This is a genomic window from Tistlia consotensis USBA 355 (genome assembly GCF_900177295.1).
GTDB lineage: Bacteria > Pseudomonadota > Alphaproteobacteria > Kiloniellales > DSM-21159 > Tistlia > Tistlia consotensis.
In genome coordinates this window covers 77,043-99,743 of record NZ_FWZX01000010.1, presented here as the reverse complement: position 1 = coordinate 99,743, position 22,701 = coordinate 77,043, and the positions used below count along the sequence as shown (strand labels likewise).

Annotated in this window: 22 protein-coding genes; 11 read left to right on the top strand and 11 right to left on the bottom strand. The window is 72.3% G+C overall.

Going from position 1 to position 22,701, the window contains the following annotated elements; translation table 11 throughout:
• A complete protein-coding gene (locus B9O00_RS14035) occupies positions 1-996 on the top strand; it encodes an NAD(P)H-dependent flavin oxidoreductase (RefSeq protein WP_218822907.1) in 996 nt (331 codons plus the stop codon).
• On the opposite strand, the gene B9O00_RS14030 is transcribed toward B9O00_RS14035, so the two are convergent.
• The 6 genes from B9O00_RS14030 to B9O00_RS14005 all read right to left on the bottom strand — a co-directional run bounded on the left by B9O00_RS14030 (position 993) and on the right by B9O00_RS14005 (position 6,439).
• Positions 993-2,261: a CaiB/BaiF CoA transferase family protein gene (locus B9O00_RS14030; RefSeq protein WP_085123314.1), complete on the bottom strand. Its 1,269-nt coding sequence runs from the start codon at positions 2,259-2,261 to the stop codon at positions 993-995. The two genes, B9O00_RS14035 and B9O00_RS14030, sit on opposite strands and share 4 nt — an antisense overlap.
• 78 nt (positions 2,262-2,339) lie before the next feature.
• Positions 2,340-3,083: a CoA-transferase gene (locus B9O00_RS14025; RefSeq protein WP_085123313.1), complete on the bottom strand. Its 744-nt coding sequence runs from the start codon at positions 3,081-3,083 to the stop codon at positions 2,340-2,342.
• Positions 3,080-3,931 carry a CoA transferase subunit A gene (locus B9O00_RS14020; protein ID WP_322111212.1) on the bottom strand — a complete coding sequence of 284 codons (852 nt, stop codon included), beginning with the start codon at positions 3,929-3,931 and terminating at the stop codon, positions 3,080-3,082. Before B9O00_RS14020 ends, B9O00_RS14025 begins: the two co-directional genes overlap by 4 nt.
• A gap of 29 nt (positions 3,932-3,960) precedes the next feature.
• The gene (locus B9O00_RS14015; RefSeq protein ID WP_085123312.1) at positions 3,961-4,833 is read right to left on the bottom strand and encodes a MaoC family dehydratase; all 873 of its coding nucleotides are present in this window, start codon (positions 4,831-4,833) and stop codon (positions 3,961-3,963) included.
• A gap of 5 nt (positions 4,834-4,838) precedes the next feature.
• Entirely contained in the window at positions 4,839-5,990 is a 1,152-nt protein-coding gene (locus B9O00_RS14010) for a thiolase family protein (RefSeq protein ID WP_085123311.1), read from the bottom strand.
• Between the two features lie 65 nt (positions 5,991-6,055).
• On the bottom strand, positions 6,056-6,439 hold the full coding sequence (locus tag B9O00_RS14005) for a Zn-ribbon domain-containing OB-fold protein (protein ID WP_179243977.1): 384 nt from the start codon (positions 6,437-6,439) through the stop codon (positions 6,056-6,058).
• 190 nt (positions 6,440-6,629) lie between these two features.
• Between B9O00_RS14005 and B9O00_RS14000 the strand changes: the two genes are divergently transcribed.
• Genes B9O00_RS14000 through B9O00_RS13980 form a run of 5 tightly spaced genes read left to right on the top strand, consistent with a single transcriptional unit; the run spans position 6,630 to position 12,998 of the window.
• Complete coding sequence (locus B9O00_RS14000) at positions 6,630-8,291, top strand: AMP-binding protein (protein ID WP_143596235.1); 1,662 nt, start codon at positions 6,630-6,632, stop codon at positions 8,289-8,291.
• 1 nt (position 8,292) lies between these two features.
• Positions 8,293-8,838: a TRAP transporter small permease gene (locus B9O00_RS13995; RefSeq protein WP_085123308.1), complete on the top strand. Its 546-nt coding sequence runs from the start codon at positions 8,293-8,295 to the stop codon at positions 8,836-8,838.
• Positions 8,838-10,154, top strand: a complete 1,317-nt coding sequence (locus B9O00_RS13990; protein WP_085123307.1) for a TRAP transporter large permease — start codon at positions 8,838-8,840, stop codon at positions 10,152-10,154. The genes B9O00_RS13995 and B9O00_RS13990 overlap by 1 nt, the downstream gene beginning before the upstream one ends.
• 34 nt (positions 10,155-10,188) lie before the next feature.
• Positions 10,189-10,965, top strand: coding sequence for an enoyl-CoA hydratase/isomerase family protein (locus B9O00_RS13985; RefSeq protein WP_085123306.1), 777 nt, complete (start codon positions 10,189-10,191; stop codon positions 10,963-10,965).
• Entirely contained in the window at positions 10,962-12,998 is a 2,037-nt protein-coding gene (locus B9O00_RS13980; protein ID WP_200808505.1) for an oxidoreductase, read from the top strand. The genes B9O00_RS13985 and B9O00_RS13980 overlap by 4 nt, the downstream gene beginning before the upstream one ends.
• Before the next feature lie 17 nt (positions 12,999-13,015).
• On the opposite strand, the gene B9O00_RS13975 is transcribed toward B9O00_RS13980, so the two are convergent.
• A complete protein-coding gene (locus B9O00_RS13975; protein ID WP_085123305.1) occupies positions 13,016-14,179 on the bottom strand; it encodes an acyl-CoA dehydrogenase family protein in 1,164 nt (387 codons plus the stop codon).
• A 229-nt stretch (positions 14,180-14,408) separates the two neighbouring features.
• On the opposite strand from B9O00_RS13975, the gene B9O00_RS13970 reads away from it, so the two are divergent.
• The 5 genes from B9O00_RS13970 (at position 14,409) to B9O00_RS13950 (ending at position 19,679) form a co-directional block, all read left to right on the top strand.
• A complete protein-coding gene (locus tag B9O00_RS13970; protein WP_085123304.1) occupies positions 14,409-15,611 on the top strand; it encodes an acyl-CoA dehydrogenase family protein in 1,203 nt (400 codons plus the stop codon).
• 7 nt (positions 15,612-15,618) lie between these two features.
• Positions 15,619-16,305, top strand: a complete 687-nt coding sequence (locus B9O00_RS13965) for a TetR/AcrR family transcriptional regulator (RefSeq protein WP_085123303.1) — start codon at positions 15,619-15,621, stop codon at positions 16,303-16,305.
• Entirely contained in the window at positions 16,295-17,644 is a 1,350-nt protein-coding gene (locus B9O00_RS13960; RefSeq protein ID WP_085123302.1) for a phenylacetate--CoA ligase family protein, read from the top strand. Before B9O00_RS13965 ends, B9O00_RS13960 begins: the two co-directional genes overlap by 11 nt.
• A 14-nt stretch (positions 17,645-17,658) precedes the next feature.
• Positions 17,659-18,690 carry an MBL fold metallo-hydrolase gene (locus tag B9O00_RS13955; protein WP_218822908.1) on the top strand — a complete coding sequence of 344 codons (1,032 nt, stop codon included), beginning with the start codon at positions 17,659-17,661 and terminating at the stop codon, positions 18,688-18,690.
• Between the two features lie 89 nt (positions 18,691-18,779).
• Positions 18,780-19,679, top strand: coding sequence for a nitrilase-related carbon-nitrogen hydrolase (locus B9O00_RS13950; protein ID WP_085123301.1), 900 nt, complete (start codon positions 18,780-18,782; stop codon positions 19,677-19,679).
• 76 nt (positions 19,680-19,755) lie between these two features.
• On the opposite strand, the gene B9O00_RS34370 is transcribed toward B9O00_RS13950, so the two are convergent.
• The 4 genes from B9O00_RS34370 to B9O00_RS13930 all read right to left on the bottom strand — a co-directional run bounded on the left by B9O00_RS34370 (position 19,756) and on the right by B9O00_RS13930 (position 22,455).
• The gene (locus B9O00_RS34370) at positions 19,756-19,875 is read right to left on the bottom strand and encodes a GIY-YIG nuclease family protein (RefSeq protein WP_496196058.1); all 120 of its coding nucleotides are present in this window, start codon (positions 19,873-19,875) and stop codon (positions 19,756-19,758) included.
• A 72-nt stretch (positions 19,876-19,947) separates the two neighbouring features.
• Positions 19,948-20,160 carry a GIY-YIG nuclease family protein gene (locus B9O00_RS13940; RefSeq protein ID WP_085123300.1) on the bottom strand — a complete coding sequence of 71 codons (213 nt, stop codon included), beginning with the start codon at positions 20,158-20,160 and terminating at the stop codon, positions 19,948-19,950.
• A 437-nt stretch (positions 20,161-20,597) separates the two neighbouring features.
• Positions 20,598-21,908: a methyl-accepting chemotaxis protein gene (locus tag B9O00_RS13935; RefSeq protein WP_085123299.1), complete on the bottom strand. Its 1,311-nt coding sequence runs from the start codon at positions 21,906-21,908 to the stop codon at positions 20,598-20,600.
• On the bottom strand, positions 21,883-22,455 hold the full coding sequence (locus tag B9O00_RS13930) for a PAS domain-containing protein (protein WP_085123298.1): 573 nt from the start codon (positions 22,453-22,455) through the stop codon (positions 21,883-21,885). The genes B9O00_RS13935 and B9O00_RS13930 overlap by 26 nt, the downstream gene beginning before the upstream one ends.
• Positions 22,456-22,701 lie beyond the last annotated feature (246 nt).

The window sequence follows — 22,701 nt, the reverse complement described above, 5'->3', positions numbered from 1 at the left end:
GTGGCCTTCCGCACCCGCATCACCGAGCTGCTCGGCATCGAGCTGCCGATTCTCTGCGGCGGGCTGATGTGGCTGGCCGACGCGCGCTACGTCGCGGCGGTGGTCCGGGCCGGGGCCATGGGCTTCATCACGGCGCGCACCTTCCCCGATCCCGGCGCCTTCCGCGCGGAGCTGCAGCTGGCCCGCGAGCTGACCGGCGGTCGGCCCTTCGGCGTCAACCTGCACCTCTCGGCGCGGCCCGAGGAGAACACCCTGATCGAGGGCCACATCGCCATCCTGCTCGAGGCGGGCGTGCGCATCGTCGAGACCTCGGGCGTTCCGCCGAAGGCGATCCTGCCGCCGCTCAAGGAGGCCGGCGCCACGGTGGTGCACAAGGTCTCGGCGGTGCGCCACGCGGTCTCGGCCGAGCGCCTGGGGGTCGACGCGGTCGCCGTGGTCGGCGCCGAGTGCGGCGGCCATCCCGGCCTTCACCTGATCGGCACGATCGTCCAGGCGCCGCGGGCCGCGCAGGCGGTCGGCCTGCCGCTGGCCATCGGCGGCGGCATCGGCCACGGCAGCCAGCTCGCCGCGCTGCTCGCCATGGGCGCCGACGCCGCGGTCATCGGCACGCGCCTGCTGGTCGCCGAGGAGATCTGGGGGCACCCGGACTACAAGGCCCGGGTCGCCGCCGCCGACGAGACCATGACCCGCCTGGTCATGCAGTCCTTCCGCAACACCTACCGAGCCATGGACACCGAGGCCGCGCGCCAGGTCGAGGCGCTGGAGAAGGCCGGCGAGGTCGACTTCGAGGCCTACCGGCCGCTGGTCGCCGGAACCAACCAGAAGCGCGCCTACCAGACCGGCGACGTCGAGGGCGCGATCCTGTCGCTCGGCCAGGCCGCCTGCTTCGCCGAGCGGATCGAGCCCGCGGCGGCGATCCTGCACCAGCTGATGGCGGAAGCCGAGGCCGCGCGCCGCCGCCTCGACGGCCTGGCGGTCGAGACCGCGGACGTCTAGTCCGCCGCCGCCTCGGCCTTGTCGCGCGGTACCACGCCGGCCTCGATCAGGGCGTCGATCTCGGCGGCCGAGTAGCCGGCCTCGCCCAGCACCGCGCGGGTGTCCTGGGAGAAGTGCGGCGGCTTGCGTTCGAAGCGGGCCGGCGTGCGCTGCAGCTTCACCGGATTGCCGACGCCGCGGTAGTCGTCGATCTCGACGATCATGTTGCGATGGCGGGTGTGCGGGTGTGCGACCACGGCCGGCAGCTCGTTGACCGGCCCGGCCGGCACGCCGCGCTCCATCAGCATCCGGCAGACCGGCTCGGCGTCGTGCTCGGCCAAGAGGGCCTCCAGCCTCTCGCGCAGCGCCTCGCGGTTGGCCAGGCGGTCGCTGTTGCTGCGGAAGCGCGGGTCGGCGGCCATCTCGGGGTCGGCCAGCGCGGCGCAGAGCTTGGCGAACTGCCCGTCGTTGCCGACGCCGAGGAACAGCTCGCCGTCGCGGGCCGAGAACTTGTCGTAGGGGCAGACGTTGGGGTGCGGGTTGCCCCAGCGCCGGGGCGGCTTGCCGGACAGGAGGTAGTTGGCGCCGTGCGGATAGACCAGGCTGATCGCCGTGTCGTAGAGGCTGACTTCCAGGAACTGCCCCTCGCCCGAGCGCGCGCGCTCGTAGAGCGCGGCCATGATGCCGAAGGCCGCCGACATGCCGGTCGCGATGTCGACCATCGGCACGCCGAGACGCAGCGGCCCGGTCGTCTGGTCGCCGTTGACGCTCATCAGGCCGCTGTAGGCCTGGACCACCGCGTCGTAGCCGGGAAAGCCGCCGAGCGGGCCGTCGGCGCCGAAGCCGGAGATGCGGCAGTGCACCAGGCGCGGGAAGCGGGCCTTCAGGAACTGCTCGTAGCCGATGCCCCATTTCTCCAGCGTGCCGGTCCGGAAGTTCTCGATCAGCACGTCGGCCTGCTCGAGCAGGCGCAGCAGCACCGCGCGCCCCTCCGGCCTGGAGAGGTCGAGGCTGATGCCGCGCTTCGAGCGGTTGACGCCGATGAAGTAGGAGGCGGCGTCGTCCTTGAAGGGCGGCCCCCAGGCCCGGGTCTCGTCGCCCTGGGGCGGCTCGACCTTGACGACCTCGGCGCCGTGGTCGCCCAGCCACTGGGTGCAGAAGGGCCCGCCGAGCACGCGGGTCAGGTCGACGACCTTGAGTCCGGTCAGGGCGCCGGGCCCGGTCTGGCGGTGGGTCTGGTCGGCGGGCTCGTCCGCGGTCTCGTCGGGGCGCGTCGCGTCGGTCATGCAGCAGGGCCTTGTCGGTTTCGGTGGGACGTCCCAGGGGACGTTCGGGGGGGCGGGACGTTTGGGGGGAAGGCGGCCTCAGGCGGCCGGCTCGGTGACGCCGAACACGCGCTCGGCGAAGACGGGATAGAACTCGGCGACCTTGGGCGCGATGGTCCGGCGCAGCCGCTCCAGCCGGGCCGGCTCCGGTGCCGCCGTCGTGGGCACCTCGGCGGGCCGGTCGAAGGCGAAGCCGGTGCGCTCGGCGACCGTTTCGGCCGTGACCCCGGGGTGCAGGCTCTCCAGGGCGAAGCGCCGCCGGGCGCCGTCGAACGCGAAGACCGCGAGGGAGGTGACCAGCAGGGTCGGCCCGCCGCGGCGCCAGGTGCCCTCGGGCGAGCAGCCGGGGGCCGAGACGAAGTCGACCTTCTCGACCAGGGTGCGCGGCGAATGCTCCTCGCGGAACAGGATCACCTTGGGCACGGCGAAGTACATGAAGGCCGAGCCGAAGGAGCCGGGAAAGCGCTTGGTCAGCGTCGGGTAGTCGCCGGTGCCGACCAGGTTGATGTTGGCCTGGCCGTCGATCTGCACGCCGCCCAGGAAGAAGGTGTCGATGCGGCCCTGGCCGGCGCAGTCGAACAGCTCCCGCCCGCCGTCGGTGAAGTGGTTGTAGCGCCGGCTGTGCAGCACGGTGACGTGCATGCGGCGAGGCGCCTCCTCCTGGGCCAGCAGGGCGGCGGCGCCGGGAATCGGCGAGGCGGCGCCGACGGCGACGTGGCGGTCGCCGGCCAGCGCATCGGCCAGCCGGCAGATCAGCAGCTCCTCGGGGCGCCAGTCGGTCACGCCGGTTCGACCTCCAGGACACAGGGGGCGATGCGGCCGTCGAGCAGCCGCTTCAGATAGTCGCGGAAGCCGGCCTCGTCGCGCGCCGCCTTCGCGTAGTCGCCGATCGCCGCGGGATCGGCGTCGTAGAGGCCCGGGCAGGCACAGGGCCAGGCACCGCGCGGCGCCACGGCGACGGCCTCGACGTAGAGCGCCGGCAGGGCGTTCGCCGCGCTCCCCTCCGATTCGAAGAAGCTGCCCTCGACGACCTCCTCGACCGTGACCAGCGTGCGCTTCGCCGCGTGGGCCAGGGTCGCCAGCTCCCGCCGGCGGCCGATCCAGACGTTGCCCTCGGCATCGGCCCTGGGGGCGTGGAACAGCGCGACGTCGGGCACGACGGCCGGCAGCAGGACGATCGGGTCGCCGGCCTCGAAGGGATTGTCGATCACCTTCCAGTCGGGCCGGTTGGCCAGGATGTCGCTGCCGAGCAGGCCGCGCAGCGGCATGAAGGGTACGCCCTTCTCGGCGGCCTGCAGCGCGGCGTGCAGCGCCGGGCAGGTCGAGTCGCGCATGGTCAGGCGCCCGCCCTCGACGGCGGCCGAGAAGCGCGGCGCCAGGCCCTGCTCGCCGAGGGTGATCGCCGCCGCCTCGACCTCGGCGACCGCGCCGGTGCCGATCAGCAGGTCGGCCTGCAGGGTGGAGTAGGGCAGGCAGTAGAGGCGCAAGCCCCCGGTGCCGCGCCGCAGCAGCGCCACGGTGGCGGCCATCGCGACGCCGCCGTAGTCCGGCGGCACGGCGAGCAGGGCGCCGTCGGGGATCGCTTCGGCGAGCGCCTCCAGGCTGATCGGCGCGAAAGCTGTCATCGCCATGCTGCTTCCTCCCTCGTCAGTCTCCGGCCTCAGCCGGGCGCGACCTCGGCGCGGCCGTTGTCGATGATCACAGCGCCCCGCTCGGCGGCGCGCAAGCGGAAGCCGTGAATGCCTGCCCCCTGGTCCCAGATCTCGGTCACGGTCGCCTCGCCCGGATAGGCGGGCGCCGAGAAGCGGGCGTCGAGAGCGACCAGGCGGCCGGGGTCGGGGCAGACGGTCTTCAGCAGGGCGTGGCAGGCGATGCCGTAGCTGCAGAGGCCGGCCAGGATCGGCCCGTCGAAGCCGAGCGAGCGGGCGAAGGCCGGATCGACGTGCACCGGGTGGCGGTCGCCGAGCAGGCGGTAGATCAGGTGGAGCTGCGGCGGCGTCGCCTGCGCGACGCGCCGGTCGGGCGCGCGCTCCGGCAGGGCGTGGGGCGTCGGCGTCGGCCGGGGCGTCGAGCCCCGGGGGCCGCCGCAGCCGCCGTCGCCGCGCGCGAAGGTCGTGATCGTCGCGGTCGCGAGATGCCGGCCCGCCTCGTCGTGGATCTCGCGCGCCTGGTAGATCAGCAGGCCCTTGTCCGCACCGCGGTCGACAATGTCGGTGACCCGGCTGGTGCCGATCAGGCTGCCGCTCGTCGGCAGGGAGCCATGGATCCGCACGCCCTGCTCGCCGTGCAGCAGCCGGCGCCAGTCGATGCCGAGCCGCTCGTCGGCCATCCAGAGGCCGGGGTGGGCGAGGACGCTGGCCATGCTCGGCAGCATCGCCAGGCCCTCCTCCCAGGTGTAGCGCAGTTCCTGCGGATCGAGCGGGTCCTGGCCGAGGCCGACGCCGAGCGCATAGAGGATCAGGTCGCGGTCCTCGAGCGTCTCGCGGACCTCGGGGATCTCCCAGTTCAGCAGCGTCTCGAGGTCGACCTTCATGGCGCTCAGACGGTCGCGGCCGTGCCGAACAGGGCGGTGACCTGGCTGGACAGCACGCCGCCGTTGCCGTGGGAGAGGCCGACCTCGGCGCCCTCGACCTGGCGCTCGCCGCACTCGCCGCGCAGCTGGCGCACCGCCTCGACGACGGTGAAGAGGCCGTACATGCCGGGATGCACGCAGGACAGCCCGCCGCCGTTGGTGTTGACCGGCAGCCGGCCGCCGGGCGCGATGGCGCCGTCCTCGACGAAGCGGCCGCCCTCGCCCTTGGGGCAGAAGCCGAGGTCCTCGAGGAACAGGATCGTGTTGATCGTGAAGGCGTCGTAGAGCTCCAGCACGTCGACGTCCCCGGGTGCCAGCCCGGCCATCTCGAAGGCGCGCGGACCCGAGGCGCTGGCCGCGGTCACGGTCAGGTCGGGCATCTGGGTGATCTGCCGATGGAAGTGCGCCATGCCGGCGCCGAGGAAGTAGACCGGCGGCTTGCGCAGGTCCTTCGCCCGCTCGGCGCGGGTCATCACCACGGCCGCGCCGCCGTCGGTGACCAGGCAGCAGTCGAGCTTGCTGAGCGGATCGGAGACCATGCGCGAGGCCAGCACCTCGTCGATCGTCAGGGGGCCGCGCTCGAAGGCCTCCGGGTTCTTCTGCGCCCAGCCGCGCGCCGCGACCGCGACCTCGGCGAGCTGCCGGCGCGTCGTGCCGTACTGGTGCATGTGGCGCGCCGCGGCCAGGGCATAGGAGCTGATCGGGTAGCGCGGCGCGTAGATCGCCTCGTGCGGCTGCGGCTCGGACATCGAGACCAGCCGGCCGCCGGCGGTGCGCTGGTTGCTGCCGTAGCAGATCAGCGCGACGTCGCAGAGCCCGGCATTGAGCGCCAGCGTCGCGTTGAGGGTGTGGGCGACGAAGCTGGAGCCGCCGATCATGCTGCCGTCCGAGAAGCGCGGCTGGATGCCCAGGTACTCGGCGACCGAGAGGCTCGGCATGGCGTGGCTGGAGGAGGCGGTGAACAGCCCGTCGACGTCGGCCAGGGTCAGGCCGGCGTCGGCCAGGGCGGCGCCGGCGGCCTCGGCCAGGATCTCCAGGGGCGTGCGGCCCGGCGCCTCGCCCAGGCCGCCGTGGCCGGCGCCGACGACCGCCGTGGTCCCGCGCAGAGGATGCTTCATGAGGTCTCCCGAAAGCTCGAAGGCAGAACGGGGCGGGAGCGTGCCCGCCGCGGAACGGTGGCCGGTCAGGCCGGGCGGAACAGGATCGCGGTCTTGCCGTCGATCGCGCCGATCTCGGCCTCGACCGCCATGCCGATGCGCACCTGGTCGGGCGCGAGGCCGGTGACCCGGCTCATCATGCGCGGGCCCTCCTCCAGATCGATCAGCGCGACGTTGTAGTCGCCGCCCTTGTCGGGGCGCTGGCGGACCACCGTCGTCGAATAGACCGTGCCGCGCCCGGAGGCTTCGACCCACTCCAGGTCGTCGGCGCCGCTGCCCGGTGCGAGGCGCCGGGGATAGAAGACGAAGGTGCCGCTGGAGCGGCTGCGCTGCAGCATGAAGCGGCCCTCGGCGAGGTAGGCCTGGAAGGTCGCTTCCGGCCCGCCGCTGGTCTCGGGGGTCTCCGTCACGGCTGTCTCCGTGAAGCGGGCATCTGCGGTATCCTCCCGTTTCGGCTTGCTTTTGCAGGGTGGCCGAGAGGGGCGAACGGCGCGGCGTTTCGGCCCCTCGGCGCGGTTGACCGGCATCATACTACTCGGTAGCGTGGTGACAAGGCGTCCAGGACGAGACGCCCGATCGGGAGGTAGGGAATGCAGCGCCGTGGCTGAGGTGCGGGACACCTCGGACAGCCTGTCGGTCCTCGCGGCGGCGGCCGCCGGGCGCGGTCCGTCGGTGCCGGAGCTGCTGGCCGAGCGGCGGACGGCCGGGGCTGCGCTGATCTACGAGGGGCGACGGATCTCCTTCGCCGAGCTGGACGAGCGCGCGCGCCGCGTGGCGGCCGGGCTGGCGGCACTGGGCGTCGGCGAAGGCGACCGGGTCGCGGTCTGGCTGCCGAACGTGCCGGCCTATCTCGAGGTCTTCGTCGCCTGCTGTCATCTGGGCGCGATCTGCGTCGCGGTGAACACCCGCTTCCGCTCGGTCGAGGTCGGCGACATCGTCGGGCGCACCGGCGCCAGCGCCCTGGTCTTCTGGCCCGGCTTCAAGGGCATCGACTTCCCCGGCATCCTGCGCGGCGTCGACGCGGCCGCCCTGGGCGCGCTCAGGCACATCGTCACCCTGGGCGATCCGGCCGGCGCCGAGCACATCGCCCAGGCCGAGACCCGCAGCTACGACTGGCTCGCCGGCCACGCCCCGCTCGCCGAAAGCCGCGGCCGGCCGGAGTCGCCCTGCAAGATCTTCACGACCTCCGGCACGACCAGCGGCCCGAAGTTCGTGCTGCACAACCAGGCGACCGCGACGCGCCACGGCGGCGACGTCGCCCGTGCCTTCGGCTTCGACGCCGACGACGCGGTGCTGCTGCAGGTCGTGCCGCTCTGCGGCGTCTTCGGCTTCGCGCAGATCATGGGCGGCCTGGCCTCCGGCCGGCCGTCGGTGCTGCTGCCGGCCTTCGACGCGGCGGAGGCGGCCCGGCTGATCCGCGAGCACCGCATCACCCACACCAACGGCGCCGACGACATGCTCGACCGGCTCGTGCGCGAAGGCGAGGGCGGCGAGGCGGGCGCCCGGCCCTTCCCCAGCCTGCGCCTGTTCGGCTACGCCAAGTTCAACCCGGCGCTCGCCGACGTGGTCGAGCGCGCCGAGGCCGCCGGCATCACCGCGGTCGGCGTCTACGGCATGAGCGAGTGCATGGCGCTCTTCTCCTTCCAGCCGCCCGGAGCCGACAGCGCGCGCCGCAAGCTGGGCGGCGGCATCCCGGTCTCGCCGGAGGCCGAGGTGCGGGTGCGCGACCGTGACAGCGGCCGGCTGCTGCCGCCGGGCGAGAACGGCGAGATCGAGATCCGGGCGCCCAGCGTCATGATCGGCTACTTCGGCAACGAGGCGGCGACCCGGGCGACCTTCACCGAGGACTGGTTCCTCAAGACCGGCGACCTGGGGTCGCTGACCGACGACGGCGGCTTCATCTATCTGGCCCGCATGGGCGACTCGCTGCGCCTCGGCGGCTTCCTGGTCAATCCGCAGGAGATCGAGACGCACCTGCTGACCCACCCGGCGGTCGACGGCTGCCAGGTCGTCGGCGTCGTCCATGGCGACAGGACGCGGGCCGTCGCCTTCGTCACGCTGCAGCCGGGCGCCGAGGCCACGGAAGCCGAGCTGATCGGCCACTGCGAGGGCCGGCTGGCGCGCTTCAAGGTGCCGCTCCGGGTGCTGCCGGTCGCCGACTTCCCGGTCACCCAGGGCGCCAACGGCGTCAAGGTGCAGCGCGGCCGGCTGCGCGAGATGGCCCAGGCCGAGGTCGATCGCATGCCGCAGGGCGTCGGCTGAGATGCGGACCCTCGAGCGGATCGCGGCGCTGCTCGCCGACGCGGTCATGGTGGTCGGCGGCGTCGCGCTGGTCCTGATGATGACCCAGGTCACCCTCGACGTGGCCGGCAAGTACTTCCTGAACGCGCCGCTGCCGGTGACGCTCGAGGTGGTCTCCAACTACTACATGGTCGCGGTCGTGTTCCTGCCGCTGGCCGCGGTCGAGCGGCGCAACGGCCACATCCACGTCGAGCTGCTCTACAGCCTGCTGCCGCGAGTCGCGCGCGGCCTGCTCGACCTGCTGGCCTGCGGCCTGGGCATCTTCTTCTTCGGCCTGATGACCCGGGCGGCCTGGACGGTGGCGCTGCGCAAGTTCCACGTCGGAGAGTTCATCATGGGCAGCCACCACGTGGTCATCTGGCCGAGCCGCTTCCTCGTGCCGCTCGGCGCGGGGCTGATCACCGTGATCCTGGTGCTGAAGTTCCTGCGCGGCGCCGTCGCCCTCGTGCGGCCGGACCTCGCGCCGGACGAGGCGAGCTCGGGCAGCCACCTGGACGTGACCGGCTGATGGCCCTCAGCCCCGAGACCATCGGCCTGATCGGCATCGCCGGCCTGCTCGCCCTGATCTTCCTGCGCGTGCCGATCGGCATCGCGCTCTCGATGGTCTCGGTCGTCGGCATCTACAGCATCGTCGGCCCGCGGGCCGCCGTCGGCATGGTCGCCCAGCTGCCCTACGACTTCTCGGCGCACTGGACGCTCAGCTCGGTGCCGATGTTCCTGCTGATGGGCTACTTCTGCTACCACGCCGGCCTGACCGAGGGACTGTTCCGCCTGGCCCGGCTCTGGCTGTCGTGGCTGCCCGGCGGCCTGTCGGTCGCCAGCATCGTCGGCTCGGCCCTGTTCGCCGCGGTGACCGGCTCCAGCCTGGCCTGCACCGCCGCGATGGGCCGGATCGCCGTGCCGGAGATGCTGAAGGCCGGCTACGACAAGGGCCTGGCGACCGGCACCGTGGCCGCCGCCGGCACGATCGGCTCGATGATCCCGCCGAGCATCCTGCTGATCATCTACGGCATCTTCGTCGAGGAGCCGATCAGCGAGCTGTTCCTGGCCGCCTTCGTGCCCGGCGTCCTGACCGCCGTCATGTACTCGATCATGGTGCCGGTGCGCGCCCGGCTGAGCCCGGAGCTGGCGCCGACGGTCGCCGAGACGGTGACGCTCCGCGAGCGGCTCTGGGCGGTGCGCGAGACCTGGCCGGTGATGCTGCTGATCGTCGGCGTGTTCGGCGGCCTGTTCAGCGGTGCCTTCACGCCGACCGAGGCCGGCGCCGTCGGTGCCGCCCTGTCGGTGATGATCGCGGCGATCAAGCGGGCCCTGACCTGGCAGGTCTTCAAGGCGGCGGTCTCCGAGACCCTGCGCTCGACGGCGGCGATCTTCGTGATCGCGATCGGCGCGCAGCTGCTGACCCGCTTCTTCGCGCTGTCGGGGGTGACCCAGCTGATGGCCGACTTCGTCGGCGGCAGCGGGCAGTCGCAGCTCCAGGTGATCCTGATGATCTCCCTCGTGCTGGTCATCCTGGGCATGCTGCTCGACCCGATCGGCATCATGCTGCTGACCATCCCGATCCTCCTGCCGATCCTCGAGGCCCAGCAGATCGACCTGATCTGGTTCGGCGTCCTGATGGCGAAGTTCCTGGAGATCGGCTTCATCACGCCGCCGGTCGGCCTCAACGTCTTCGTGGTCAAGGGCATCGTCGGGGACCTGGTGCCGACGCACCTGATCTTCCGCGGCATCGCCTGGTTCGTGGCGATGGACTTCGTGACCATCGGCCTGCTGATCGCCTTCCCGGCGATCATCCTCTGGCTGCCCGGACTCTTTGCGCATTGATCTTCACGCAGCGACGGAAGGGGCGGAGCGCGCGATGACGGAACAACTGGTGACGGTCGAGCGGCAGGCGGCGATCGCCGTCGTCACGATGACCAACCCGGCGCAGCGCAACGCCCTGTCGCCGGCGATGCGCGAGGCGCTGCTCGGCGCCCTCGACCCGCTGATGGCCGACCCGGAGACGCGCGCCCTCGTGCTGACCGGCGCCGGCGGCACCTTCTGCGCCGGCGGCGACCTCAAGTCGATGCGCCCCGGCGAGCCGCTCTATGCCCGGCACCGGCTGATGGAGGGGCATCGCCTGGTGCGCCTGCTGGCCGAGGGGCCGAAGCCGGTGATCGCCGCCGTCGAGGGCGCGGCCTTCGGCGGCGGGCTGTCGCTGGCGGCGATCGCCGACTGCTGCGTCGCGGCGCGCGACGCCCGCTTCGGCGCGGCCTTCGGCAAGGTCGGCCTGATGCCGGACCTGGGCATGCTCTGGGCCGTGCCGGCGCGCATCGGCCTCGGCCGCGCCAAGCGACTGGCGATGCTGTCGGAGGTGCTGAGCGGTGAGGAGGCGGTGGCGATCGGCCTCGCCGACGTCGCCGCCGAACCGGGGCAGGCCCTCGGGACGGCGCTGGAGCAGGCGGCCGCCTTCGCCGCCGCGGCACCGCTCGCGGTCGCCGCGACCAAGGCCGCCTTCGCGCGCCTGCCCGGCCCGCTCGACCTGGTGCTCGCCGAGGAGGTCGGCCAGCAGAGCGCGCTGATGCAGAGTGCCGACCATGCCGAGGCGCGCGAGGCCTTCCTGGCCAAGCGCACGCCGGAGTTCCGGGGCAAGTGAGCGCCGCCCCGGCCCGCGAGACTCCAACCCGCGCGGCGACGGGGCCGGCGGCCTTTCCCAGGCTGTTCAGTCCGGTCTCGCTGGGCCCGCTCGGGCTCGACAGCCGCCTGGTCATGGCGGCCATGGAGACCAACCTGGCCGCGGCCGACGGCGGCGTCACCCCCGAGCTGCTGGCCTACTACCGCGAGCGCGCCCGCGGCGGCGCGGCGATGGTGACGGTCGAGTTCACCTGCGTCGAGCGCCGCGAGGGCCTCGGCTCGACGCCGCAGCTCTCGCTCGACTCGCCGCATCTGATCCCGGGCCACGCCCGCCTTGCCGAGGCGATCCGCGCGACCGGCGCCAGGGCCTGCCTGCAGCTCCATCACGCTGGGCGCCAGACCAGCCCGCGCCTGCTCGGCGGCCGCCAGCCGGTCGCGCCCAGCGTCGTCGAGTCCTGGATGTTCCGCACGCCGCCGCGCGCACTCGCCGCCGCGGAGATCGAGCGGCTGGTCGAGGCCTTCGCGCGCTCCGCCGGCTGGGCCGTCGCCGCCGGCTACGAGGCGATCGAGCTGCACGGCGCCCACGGCTACCTGCTGGGCCAGTTCCTCTCGCCCTTCACCAACCGGCGCGACGACGCCTGGGGCGGCGACGAGGCGCGGCGCCTGGCCTTCCCGACCGCGGTGATCCGGGCGGTGAAGGCGCGGGTCGGCCAGGCGGTGCCGGTGATCTACCGCCTGTCGGCCGAGGAGTTCGTCGAGGGCGGCCTGACCATCGCCGAGACCGAGCGGCTGGCGCCGGCCCTGGTCGCGGCCGGCGCCGACGCGCTGCACGTCTCGACCGGCGTCGCCGAGCGGCTCGACACCAACGTCGACCCGATCTCGGCGCCGGAGGGCTGGCGCCTGCCGCTGGCCCGGCGTATCCGCGCCGCGGTCCCGGTGCCGGTGATCGGCGTCGGCGTGATCCGCAAGCCGGAGCTGGCCGAGGCGGCGCTGGCCGCCGGCGACTGCGATCTCGTCGCCCTGGGCCGGGCGCTGCTCGCCGACCCGGACTGGCCGGCCAAGGCGCGGGCCGGGCAGGCGGCGGCGATCCGGCCCTGCACCTCCTGCAACTGGTGCATCGACCGCCTGGCCCGCAAGCTGCCGGTCGGCTGCGCCGAGAATCCGCGGGTCGGCCGCGAGCAGGACCCGCCGCTGCCGCGCGTCGGTGCCGGCCGGCGTGCCCTGGTCGTCGGCGGCGGGCCCGGCGGCCTGGCGGCGGCGCTGCTGCTCGAGGGCTGCGGCTTCGAGACGACCCTGGCCGAGGCGCGGCCGCGGCTCGGCGGCGGCCTGGTCGCCTCGGCGACGCCGCCCGGCAAGGACAAGCTGTTCTGGTACCTCGACTACCTGGAGCGCCGCCTCGCCGCCTCGACGGTCCGGGTGATGAGCGGCACGCGGGCCGACCGCGCCCTGCTCGGCACCCTCGATCCGGCCTTCCTGGTGCTGGCGACCGGCGCGCGCACGCGGGCCTTCCCGGTCGAGGGCGCCGAGCGGTCCCAGGTCGCCCAGGCCTACGACCTGCTGATGGACCCGGCGGCGCTCGAGGCCCTGCCGGCGGCCGGGCCGGTCGTGGTCTACGGCGGCGGCGAGACCGGCTGCGAGACCGCTGAGCTGCTCGCCGGCCGCGGCCTCGACGTCACCCTGGTCACGCGCTCGCCGGCCAGGCGGATGGCCCGGGCCGCCGAGTTCGTCTACCGCCGCCGCCTCGTCGAGGCGATCCGCGGCAACCCGCGCATCGCGGTGCGCGACGAGTGCCATCTGGTCTCGATCGGCCAGGGGCAGGTCGTGCTGCGCGACGGCGCGGGGCGCGAGGAGAGCCTGCCGGCGCTGCGGGTGTTCCTGGCCCAGGGCCGCGACGCCGGCAGCGAGCTGGAGGCGGCCGCCCGCGAGCTCGGCCTGCGCCACGTGGTGATCGGCGACGCGGCGAGCATCCGCCGGATCGGCGAGGCCGTGAACGAGGCCTACCTCGCGGTGCGCGAGCTGGCCGCGGGCGAGGCGCCGCCGGCCCTGGCCTGCTGAGGAGGCCTCCCGGCCGGCTACCGGGCGCGCTGGTTGAAGCGGCGCTCGACCATGGCCGCGGCGATGTTGGTCTTCTGCACGTCGATGGTGCCGCCCGCGATGCCCCAGCCCCAGGCGTCGCGCAGCCGGTTCTCCATGCCGTAGTCGGTGTGATAGCCGTAGCCGCCCATCAGCTGCAGGCCGTTGCCGACCACCTCGCGGACCATCTCGTTGGCGAAGCACTTGGCGAGCGAGGCGTCCATCACCGAGGGGAAGCCGCTGCCGGCGCTGGCCGCGGCCCGGTGGATCAGCAGGCGCGAAGCCTCGACCTTCAGCTTCATCTCGGCGAGCCGGAGCTGCACCGCCTGGAAGTCGACGATCGGCTTGCCGAAGGCCTGGCGCTCCTGGACGTAGGCCGTGACCTGCTCCAGCGCGCCGGCGGCCAGGCCCAGCGACATGGTGGCGTTGCCGCAGCGCTCCAGGTTGAAGGCGCCCATCAGCTTGGCGAAGTCGCCGGCCTCGACCAGCAGGTTCTCCGCCGGCACCCTGACCTCCTCGAAGATCATGTCGGCGCTCGGGATGCCGCGGAAGCCCATCAGGGTCTCGGCCGGCCCGAAGGAGAAGCCGGGCGTGCCCTTCTCGACGAAGACCGCGCCAATGCCCCGGGGGCCGGGCGCGTCCGACAGGCGGCAGAACACGACGTAGCCCTGGGAGTGGCCGGCGCCCGAGCACCAGCGCTTGGTGCCGTTCAGCACGATCGCGTCGCCGTCGCGCCGCGCCGTGGTCTTGAGGTCGGTCAGCGCCGTGCCGGCATCGGGCTCCGACATCGAGATCGCGACCAGCAGCTTGCCGGCGGCCGCCTGGGGCACCACCCGCTCGCGCAGCGCCGGGCTGCCGTAGCGCTCGACGATGCGCACCGGGCCGACGCAGCACTCGAAGACCGGGAAGGCGACGGCGCTCGAGACCTTGGCGAACTCCTCCAGGACGATCAGCGCGTCGAGGTGGGAGAGGCCGAGGCCGCCGTACTCGACCGGCGTGTTGACGCCGAGGAAGCCCATCTCGGCATAGCGCGCCAGCATGTCGGTGGGCACCGGGGCGTTGCCGGCCTCGCAGCGGCGCGCCAGCTCGGGCAGCTCGCTGCGGGCGAAGCGGCGTGCGGTCTCCTGCAGCGCCCGCTGGTCGTCGGTGAGATCGAAATCCATGTCGGCTGTTCCTGTGTCGGCTGTCTCTGGGGCGGCCGTCCGGGAGGGCCGCTGTTCCGATGGCCTGCCGCGAATTTCGGCAGTGCTCAGTTGACGTTAGAGCGTACTACGGCGTAGGTTTTCCAAGCCAGAAGGAATTTCCCCCGGCTCGCCGAGGGGCCCGGAGAGGGCGGTGCGCCCGCCCGGGCAAGGGCCTTTCGCCGGGCCGCGACCAGGGACGGAGGGTTGCATGGCGGTGATCTGGGAGCCTCGACTGGACGCGGACTCGCGGCGCTGGCGGGACAGTGCGGCGGCGCTCGCCGAGACGCATTTCCGGCCGCTGGCCGCCGAGCTGGACGCGCAGCAGCGCTATCCCTGGGAGAGCGTCGAGCGGCTGGTCGAGAGCGGGCTCGCCGGGCTGTTCCTGCCGCGCGAGCAGGGCGGGCAGGGCGCCTCCCTGACCACGGCCGTCGCGGTGACCGAGGCGATCGGCCGGGCCTGCGCCTCGACGGCGGCGATTCTCTGCGCCTACCAGCTCGGCGCCTTCCCGATCCTGCTCGCCGGGCGGCCCGACCAGAAGCAGCGCTACCTGACCGCGATGGCCAAGGGCGAGGCGACCAGCTTCGCCCTGTCGGAGCGGACCACCGGCTCCGACGCCGCGGCGATCACCGCGACCGCGGTGCGCGAGGGCGACGGCTGGCGGATCCGGGGCGAGAAGTACTGGATCGGCAACGGCGGCGCCGCGCGCTACTACATCGTCTTCGCCAAGACCGACCCGGCCGCCGGCGGCCGCGGCATCTCGGCCTTCGTCGTCGACAAGGAGGACGAGGGCGCCGAGGTCACCGAGCTCAACGACAAGATGGGCATCCGCGGCACCATGACCTCGAACCTGGTGCTCGACATCCGGGTCCCGGCCGAGGCCATGGTCGGCGAGGAGAACCGGGCCCTGCGCCTCGCGCTCAAGACCCTCAACGTCGGCCGCATCATGGTCTCGGCCCAGTCGACCGGCCTGGCGCTGGCCGCCTACCGCGAGGCGGCGAGCCGCGCCGTCGCGCGCGAGACCTTCGGCCGGAGCATCATCGACAACCAGGGCATCGGCTTCCGGCTCGCCGACATGGCGACCGAGATCTCGGCGGCGCGCATGATGCTCTACGAGGCGGCGGCCGCCTACGACCGGGGCGAGGACGCGGCCGACCTGGGCGCCATGGCCAAGCTCTTCACCTCGGAGGTCGCGCACCGGGCCGCCGACGCGGCCGTTCAGGTTTGGGGCGGTTTCGGTTATGTGAAGCCCTGCACGGCCGAGCGCCTGTACCGGGACCAGCGGATCCTGGAGATCTACGAGGGCACCTCGGAGATCCAGCGCCTGGTTCTGGCGCGGGCCGTGAAGAAGGAGGCGGAGGGCTGGCTGGAGACGGCGGCCCCCGCTCCCGAGGGGCTGGCTGGAACGGGGTGACAGCAGGATGACTTCGCAGGACTTCACGGACACGAGCGGCCGGCCCGGCACCGGCTCCGAGGGCCGCGCCGAGATCCTCGACGCCGCCGCCCAGTCGTTCATGGAGTACGGCTTCAACGGCGCCACGATCGACGACGTGGCCGACCGCATCCGGGCGACCAAGGGGCGCGTCTACCACTACTACCGCTCGAAGATCGACCTGTTCCTCGACGTCCACCTGCGCGCCATGGGCATCATGATCGAGGCGGTGCGGCCGGTCGCCGAGGGCCCGGGCACGCCGGCCGAGCGTCTGCACGCCATGGCGCTGCGCCACGCCCACGCGATCATGGAGAACTTCGCCTACCAGAAGGTCTCGATCCAGGGCCTGGAGAAGCCGCTGATCTCCAGCCGCGGCGCCCGGCCGAACGCCATGATCGAGAAGGTCGTCGCCCTGCGCGACGAGTACGAGTCGCTCTTCGCCGGGGTGCTGGAGCAGGGCAGCGCCGAGGGCGCCTTCGTCGAGGCGCCGCCGCGCCAGCTCAGCAAGCCGGTGCTGGGCGCGCTCAACTGGCTGACCCTCTGGTACCGCCCGGAGCTGAGCCCGACGCCCGAGACGCGCGAGGCGATCGCCCGCAACCTCGCCGACTTCGTGCTGCGCGGCGCGCTCAGGCGGCCAGACGGCAAGGCGGACGGAAAGGCGGGCCATGCCGGCTGACGCTGCCTTCGGCCAGGGCAGGCCGTTCCGCGAGGGCATCTGGGACGAGCGCGAGACCTGGTCGCGCGACCGCCTCGCCGCCCATCAGCGAGAGGCCCTGACGGCCCAGCTCGCCTATCTCGCCGCGGCCAGTCCCTTCTACGCCGAGCGCTTCCGGGACTGCGGCTTCGCGCCCGGCGACTTCCGCGAGCCGGCCGATCTGGGGGGCCTGCCCTTCACCACCAAGGACGACTACCGCGCCGCGCTCGACGCCGAGCTGCCGACCCGGTCGCGGCTGCTGGCCTGCGATCCGGCCGCGGTCGTTCGGGTGCACTTCTCCTCCGGCACGACCGGGCAGCCGACGCCGACCTACTGGACCCGCGCGGACCTCGCGCGCTGGACCGACCTCTACGCCCGCTATCTCTATGCCCAGGGCCTGCGCCCCGGCGACCGCTTCCAGTGCATGTTCGGCTATTCCTGGTTCGTCGGCGGCCTGGGGGCGACCTACGCCGCGGAGCGGATCGGCGCGCTGGTCATCCCGGCCGGCAACGTCGACACCAAGCGCCAGATCGAGACGATCTTCCGCTACCAGGTCGACGCGGTGATCGGCACGCCCTCCTTCATGGCCCATGTCGCCGAGGCGGCGCTGGAAGGCGGCCGCGACCTGCGCCAATCGCGGGTACGCCTGGTCGGCCTGGGCGGCGAGCCGGGAGCCAGCGTGCCGGCGACGCGCCGGCGGCTCGCCGAGGCCTGGGGCGCCGAGGTCTCGGACTGCTACGGCTCGCTGGAGTTCCAGCCGATCGCCTGGGACGTTGGCGACGGGCTCGGCCCGGCGCTGACCGAGGACTTCTTCCTGGCCGAGGTGATCGACCCCGAGACAAAGCGGCCGGTCGCCGACGGCACGCCCGGCGTGCTGGTGCTGACGCACCTCGACAAGCAGGCCTGCCCGCTGCTGCGCTGGTGGACCGGCGACATGGTCGTGCGGCGCCGCGTCGAGAGCCCGGACGGGCGCACCCACGCCCGCCTGGAGGGCGGCGTGCGCGGCCGCGCCGACGACATGCTGATCGTGCGCGGCGTCAACGTCTTCCCGACCGCGGTCGAGGAGGTGGTGCGCGCCGCCGAGGGCGGCACCGGCGAGTACCGGATCGTCGTCGACCCGGCCCTGGCCGACCCGGTCAGCGGCTCGCTCAACCGCCTGAAGCTGATCGTCGAGGCCGGCCCGGACGCGCCGCAGGACTTCGTCGAGCGCCTGCAGGCGCGGGTCAAGGAGCAGCTTTCGGTGCGCGCCGAGGTCGAGCTGGTCGAGGCCGGCGCCCTGCCGCGCAGCGTCCACAAGGCGCAGCGGATCGTCCGGCTCTGAGCCCCCCGGGAGCGATGATGCAGAAGAGCGTGCTGGACTATCCCTTCGAGACGAAGCCCGCGGCCGCCGAGCTCAAGGAGGTCGCGCCGGGCGTGCACTGGCTGCGCATGCCGCTGCCCTTCGCCCTCGACCACATCAACCTCTGGCTGCTCGAGGACGGCGACAGCTGGACCCTGGTCGACTGCGGCCTCGCCACCGACGAGACGCGCGCGCTGTGGCGCCGGATCTTCGAGGAGCGCCTGGGCGGCCGCCCGATCGGCCGGGTCCTGGTCACCCACTACCATCCCGACCACGTCGGCCTCGCCGGCTGGCTGACCGAACACTGGGGCGTCGAGCTGTGGATGCCGCGCACCGAATGGCTGACCGCGCGTGCCCTCTCGCGCTCCCGCGACGACGAGGTCGAGCCCTGGCTGAGCTACTACCGGCGCGCCGGCTGCGAGCCGGCCTTCCTGGACGAGGTCGGCCTGCGCGGCGCGGTCTACGCCCGGCGGGTCTCGCCGGTCCCGGACCGCTACCGCCGCCTCGCCGACGGCCAGGAGCTCGCGATCGGCGGCCGCAGCTGGCGGGTGGTGATCGGCCGCGGCCACGCCCCGGAGCACGCCCTGCTGCTGTGCCAGGAGCTCGGCCTGCTGATCTCCGGCGACCAGGTGCTGCCAAAGATCTCGCCGAACGTCTCGGTCTGGCCCTACGAGCCGGAGGAGAACCCGCTGGCCGACTTCCTGGCGACCCTGGAGCGGCTGCGCGAGCTCGACCCCGGCCTGCTGGTCCTGCCCTCGCACAACGTGCCGTTCCGCGGCCTGCACGAGCGCCTGGCCGAGCTGGCCCAGCACCACGACGAGCGCCTGGACCTGCTGGAGGCGGCCTGCGCCGAGCCACAGACCGCGCTGCAGCTGGCCCGCGTGCTGTTCCGCCGGCCGCTCGACTCCCACCAGATGGGCTTCGCGATCGGCGAGACCATCGCCCACCTGCGCTTCCTCGAGCGGCGCGGCCTGCTGGTGCGCGACCAGGACACCGACGGCGTCGAGCGCTACCGCCGGCCGGCCTGAGATTCCCGGCCCGGTTGGCGCTCCGCGGCGCCGGTGCTAGCCTTGCCGAGGCTGACCGGATGGTCAGGAAAGGCAGGGAGGGCAGCGGCATGGCCACGGTCAAATCGGGGGTGAAGGCGGGGCTGATCCAGATGAGCCTGAAGGGCGACACCGCGATGTCGCCCGAGCAGATCCGCGACAGGATGCTCGAGGCACACCTGCCGCTGGTCGAGGAGGCGGGGCGCCAGGGCGTGCAGGTGCTCTGCTTCCAGGAGGTCTTCACCCAGCCCTACTTCTGCCCGAGCCAGGACAGCAAGTGGTACGCCGCGACCGAGAAGATCCCCGACGGCCCGACCACCCGGCTGATGCAGGAATACGCCAAGAAGCACGCGATGGTCATCGTCGTGCCGCTCTACGAGGAGGAGATCACCGGCCTCTACTACAACACGGCCGCGGTGATCGACGCCGACGGGCGCTACCTCGGCAAGTACCGCAAGACCCACATCCCGCAGGTCGCCGGCTTCTGGGAGAAGTTCTTCTTCCGCCCGGGCAACAGCGGCTGGCCGGTGTTCGAGACGGCCTACGTCAGGCTCGGCGTCTACATCTGCTACGACCGGCACTTCCCGGAGGGCTGGCGCGCCCTGGCGCTCGCCGGCGCCGAGTACATCGTCAACCCCTCGGCGACGGTCGCCGGGCTGTCGCAGTACCTCTGGGAGCTGGAGCAGCCGGCCTCGGCGGCGGCCAACGGCGTCTACATCGGCGCGGTCAACCGGGTCGGCGACGAGGCGCCCTGGAACATCGGCACCTTCTACGGCTCCAGCTACATCGTGAACCCGCGCGGCAAGATCGAGGCCCAGGCCAGCGCCGACAGGGACGAGCTGCTGGTCCACGAGATGGACATGGACAAGGTCCGCGAGACCCGCGAGCTCTGGCAGTTCTTCCGCGACCGCCGCCCCGAGACCTACCAGTCCCTCGCCGCCGACGGCGCGATCCGGCGGGCGGCGGAATAGGGCGGCGGCGGGGCGTTCCTCTTCCCGCCGTCCCGGGCGCCTTGCGACCCGGGATCCAGCGGGACCGGCCATGGCATCACCCCTTCAGGTTCTCGTAGAGGTCGCGCCACTCGGGATTTGCGCGCTCGATCAGCTCGATCTTCCAGGCACGGCGCCAGCGCTTGACCCGCTGCTCGCGATGGATCGCTTCGGTCATGGTGGCGTGGAACTCGACGTAGAGCCTGATCCGATCGCATCGCGGCGATGCGATCGGTGAATCAGTCTGTAATCACATGATTCTAGAGGGCGATTCACCGATCAGGTCAATTCGATCTGATCGGATCGCGCTCTGGACCAGCCGGTGCACCCGGTACTGCCTGGTGAAGCCTTCGACCGCGCCACTCCGGTGCTGCCAGACGCGTGTCGCGATGTCGCTCGTCGCGCCGACGTAGAGCGTGCCATTGCGCTTGCTGGCGGGGATGTAGAGGCACGGCTGACGCATCCGGGGATGATGCCACCGTCCGTGCCGCTGGATCCCGGGTCGCAAGGCTCGCAAACCGAAAGCCTTTACGAGGCTTTTGGGCTCGCTTGGCGCCCGGGAAGGCGCCCCTGGTCGGATCCGTGCATGCCCTGGCGCCTTCGCGGGGATGACGAGGAAAGTCGAGACCGGGCTCGGTGCATCTCACGCTTCGTGGTTCGACAGGCTCGCCATGAAGCGTGACCGGAAGCTCGCGCGAACCCCGCCGTCGCTTCATGGTGAGCCTGTCGAACCATGCAAGCGCAAGGGCGCCGCCCACCCCCACGCCCCGCTGCGACATCCGGCCCCTGGCCCCGGCGGGCGCGGGGCGACAGGCTTGCGGCAGCCCTGCCCCCGATGCGTCCGCCGTTCCGCCCGGCCACCCGCGCGGCAGGCGCCGCGCACGACGGCGACCGCACCGGTCAGACCACCTTTCGGATCTGCTCCAGGAAGCCGTCGACCTCGCTGCGCAGTCGCTCCGACTGAGTCGAGAGCTGGTGCGAGGCTTGCCGGACCTCGTCCGAGGCGAGGTTGGTCTCGGCCGCCGCCGTCGACACCTTCTCGGTGCTGCCGGTGACCTGCTGCATGCCGGCGGAGGCCTGGGCCACGCTGCTGGCGATCTCCTGCGTGGCGGCGGTCTGCTGCTCGACCGCGGCGGCGATCGCGGCGCTCGTCTGACTGACCGCCTGTATCGTCCCGGCGATGCTGTTGAAGCTCTCGACCGCGGCACGGGTCGCCCCTTGGATCGTGACGACCTGGCTCGAGATCTCCTCCGTCGCCTTGCTGGTCTGGGTCGCGAGTTGCTTCACCTCGTGGGCGACCACGGCGAAGCCCTTGCCGGCCTCGCCGGCGCGTGCCGCCTCGATGGTGGCGTTGAGGGCGAGCAGGTTGGTCTGTTCGGCGATCTCGGAGATGAGGCCGACGACCTCGCCGACCCGATCCGCCGCCTTCTGCAGGTGATCGATCCGCTCCCTGGTCTCCGCCATCTCGCCGACCGCGCCGCGGGTGACCTCCGACGAGCGGCTGGCCTGCCCGCCGATCTCGGCGATCGAGGACGACAGCTCCTCGGCGGCGCCGGCCACGGCCTCGACGTTGGTCGCCGCCACCTCCGCGGCCGCCGCCAGCGTCGTCGCCTGGCCCTGGGTGCCCTTGGCCGTCGTCGCCATGCTGCCGGCCGTCGAGTCGAGCTCCGTGGCGGCGCTGGCCACGCTGTCGACGACGCCGGATATGGTCGACTCGAACTCCCTGGCGACGCCCTTGAAGCCGGCCACCCTGGTCGCGATCGCGTCGGTCGCCGCGTTGATCGTCTTCGAGCCGGCCAGGAAGGCACCGATCATGCCGGTCTCGACGATCCGCCGGAAGTAGAGGTTGCGGCTGACGTAGTTCATCGAGGCCGAGGTCTCGCGAACGTAGGCATCGGCACGGTCGATCAGGTCGTTGATGGTCGCGACCAGCTCGCCCAGCTCGCCGCGCTCGCGAACGCCGATGATGCGCGCCTCGAAATCGCCTTGCGCGACCGCGCTGCAGACCGTGAGAACCCTGGTGATCGACCTGCCGGCCAAGCTCAGGAAGCCGAGAGCGACGAGGGTGCCGAGCAGGCCGAGCCCCGCCAGCAGGGCGACGGCGGTGTCGGCGGTTCCGCTCAGCAGGGTGTCGCCCAGCAGCCCCAGGATGCAGAAGCAGGACAGGGCGCAGGCGAGCCGAGCCCTAGAGAGAGAAGATGAACTCGTCATAGCCGACCCCTCTTTCCTCGAGCAGCCCCAGGAGCATGCGATAGGACCTGTCCAGGCCCGCCTTGCGGTCGCTCTGCCCGTTCTCCTCGGCCAGGAGCGCGGCATAGAGCGGCACGATCGTGTCGTTGAGCACCTGACGATCGGGCACGCGCCGGTTCGAGTGGTAGCCGAGCACCTTGCCGTTCACGTCGATGCTGGGCGTGACGTGGGCGAAGACCCAGTAGTTGTCGCCGTTCTTCGCCAGGTTGTTGATGTAGGCGAAGACCTCCCTGCCTTCCGCCAGGCTGTCCCACAGCAGCTTGAAGGCCGAGCGCGGCATCTCCGGATGCCGGATGATGCTGTGCGGCGCGCCGATCAGCTCGTCCTCGTCGAAGCCCGAGATCTTCAGGAAGACCCGGTTCACGTAGGTTATGCGGCCCTTGAGATCGGTCTTGCTGACGATGACCTCGTCGTCGCGGAACAGTCGCTCACGGCCGGTCGGGGTCACTGTCCGACTGAGCTTGCGCGAGGCCACCTGCCGCTCGCCGCGAGCCAGTGCCTGTAACATCTTCGAATACCTCGTCGCGAAAGAAAATCTTCGAGAAGTTAAAGAGATCTGCCTTACCAGAATATTAATTAGACCCGGAGTCCGGTGCTTTTGATCTGGATCAATTCAACCAGATATTGGCGCAACTGAAAGTTATTATTGATGCGCTGCTTGGGAAACCGACCCGCTTGTCATGCGGCGGCGGGGCGTCTCTCCCGAAGCGGCCGCCGGTCGGGCGCCGGGCGTCGGGCGCCGGGGCCTGGGCGG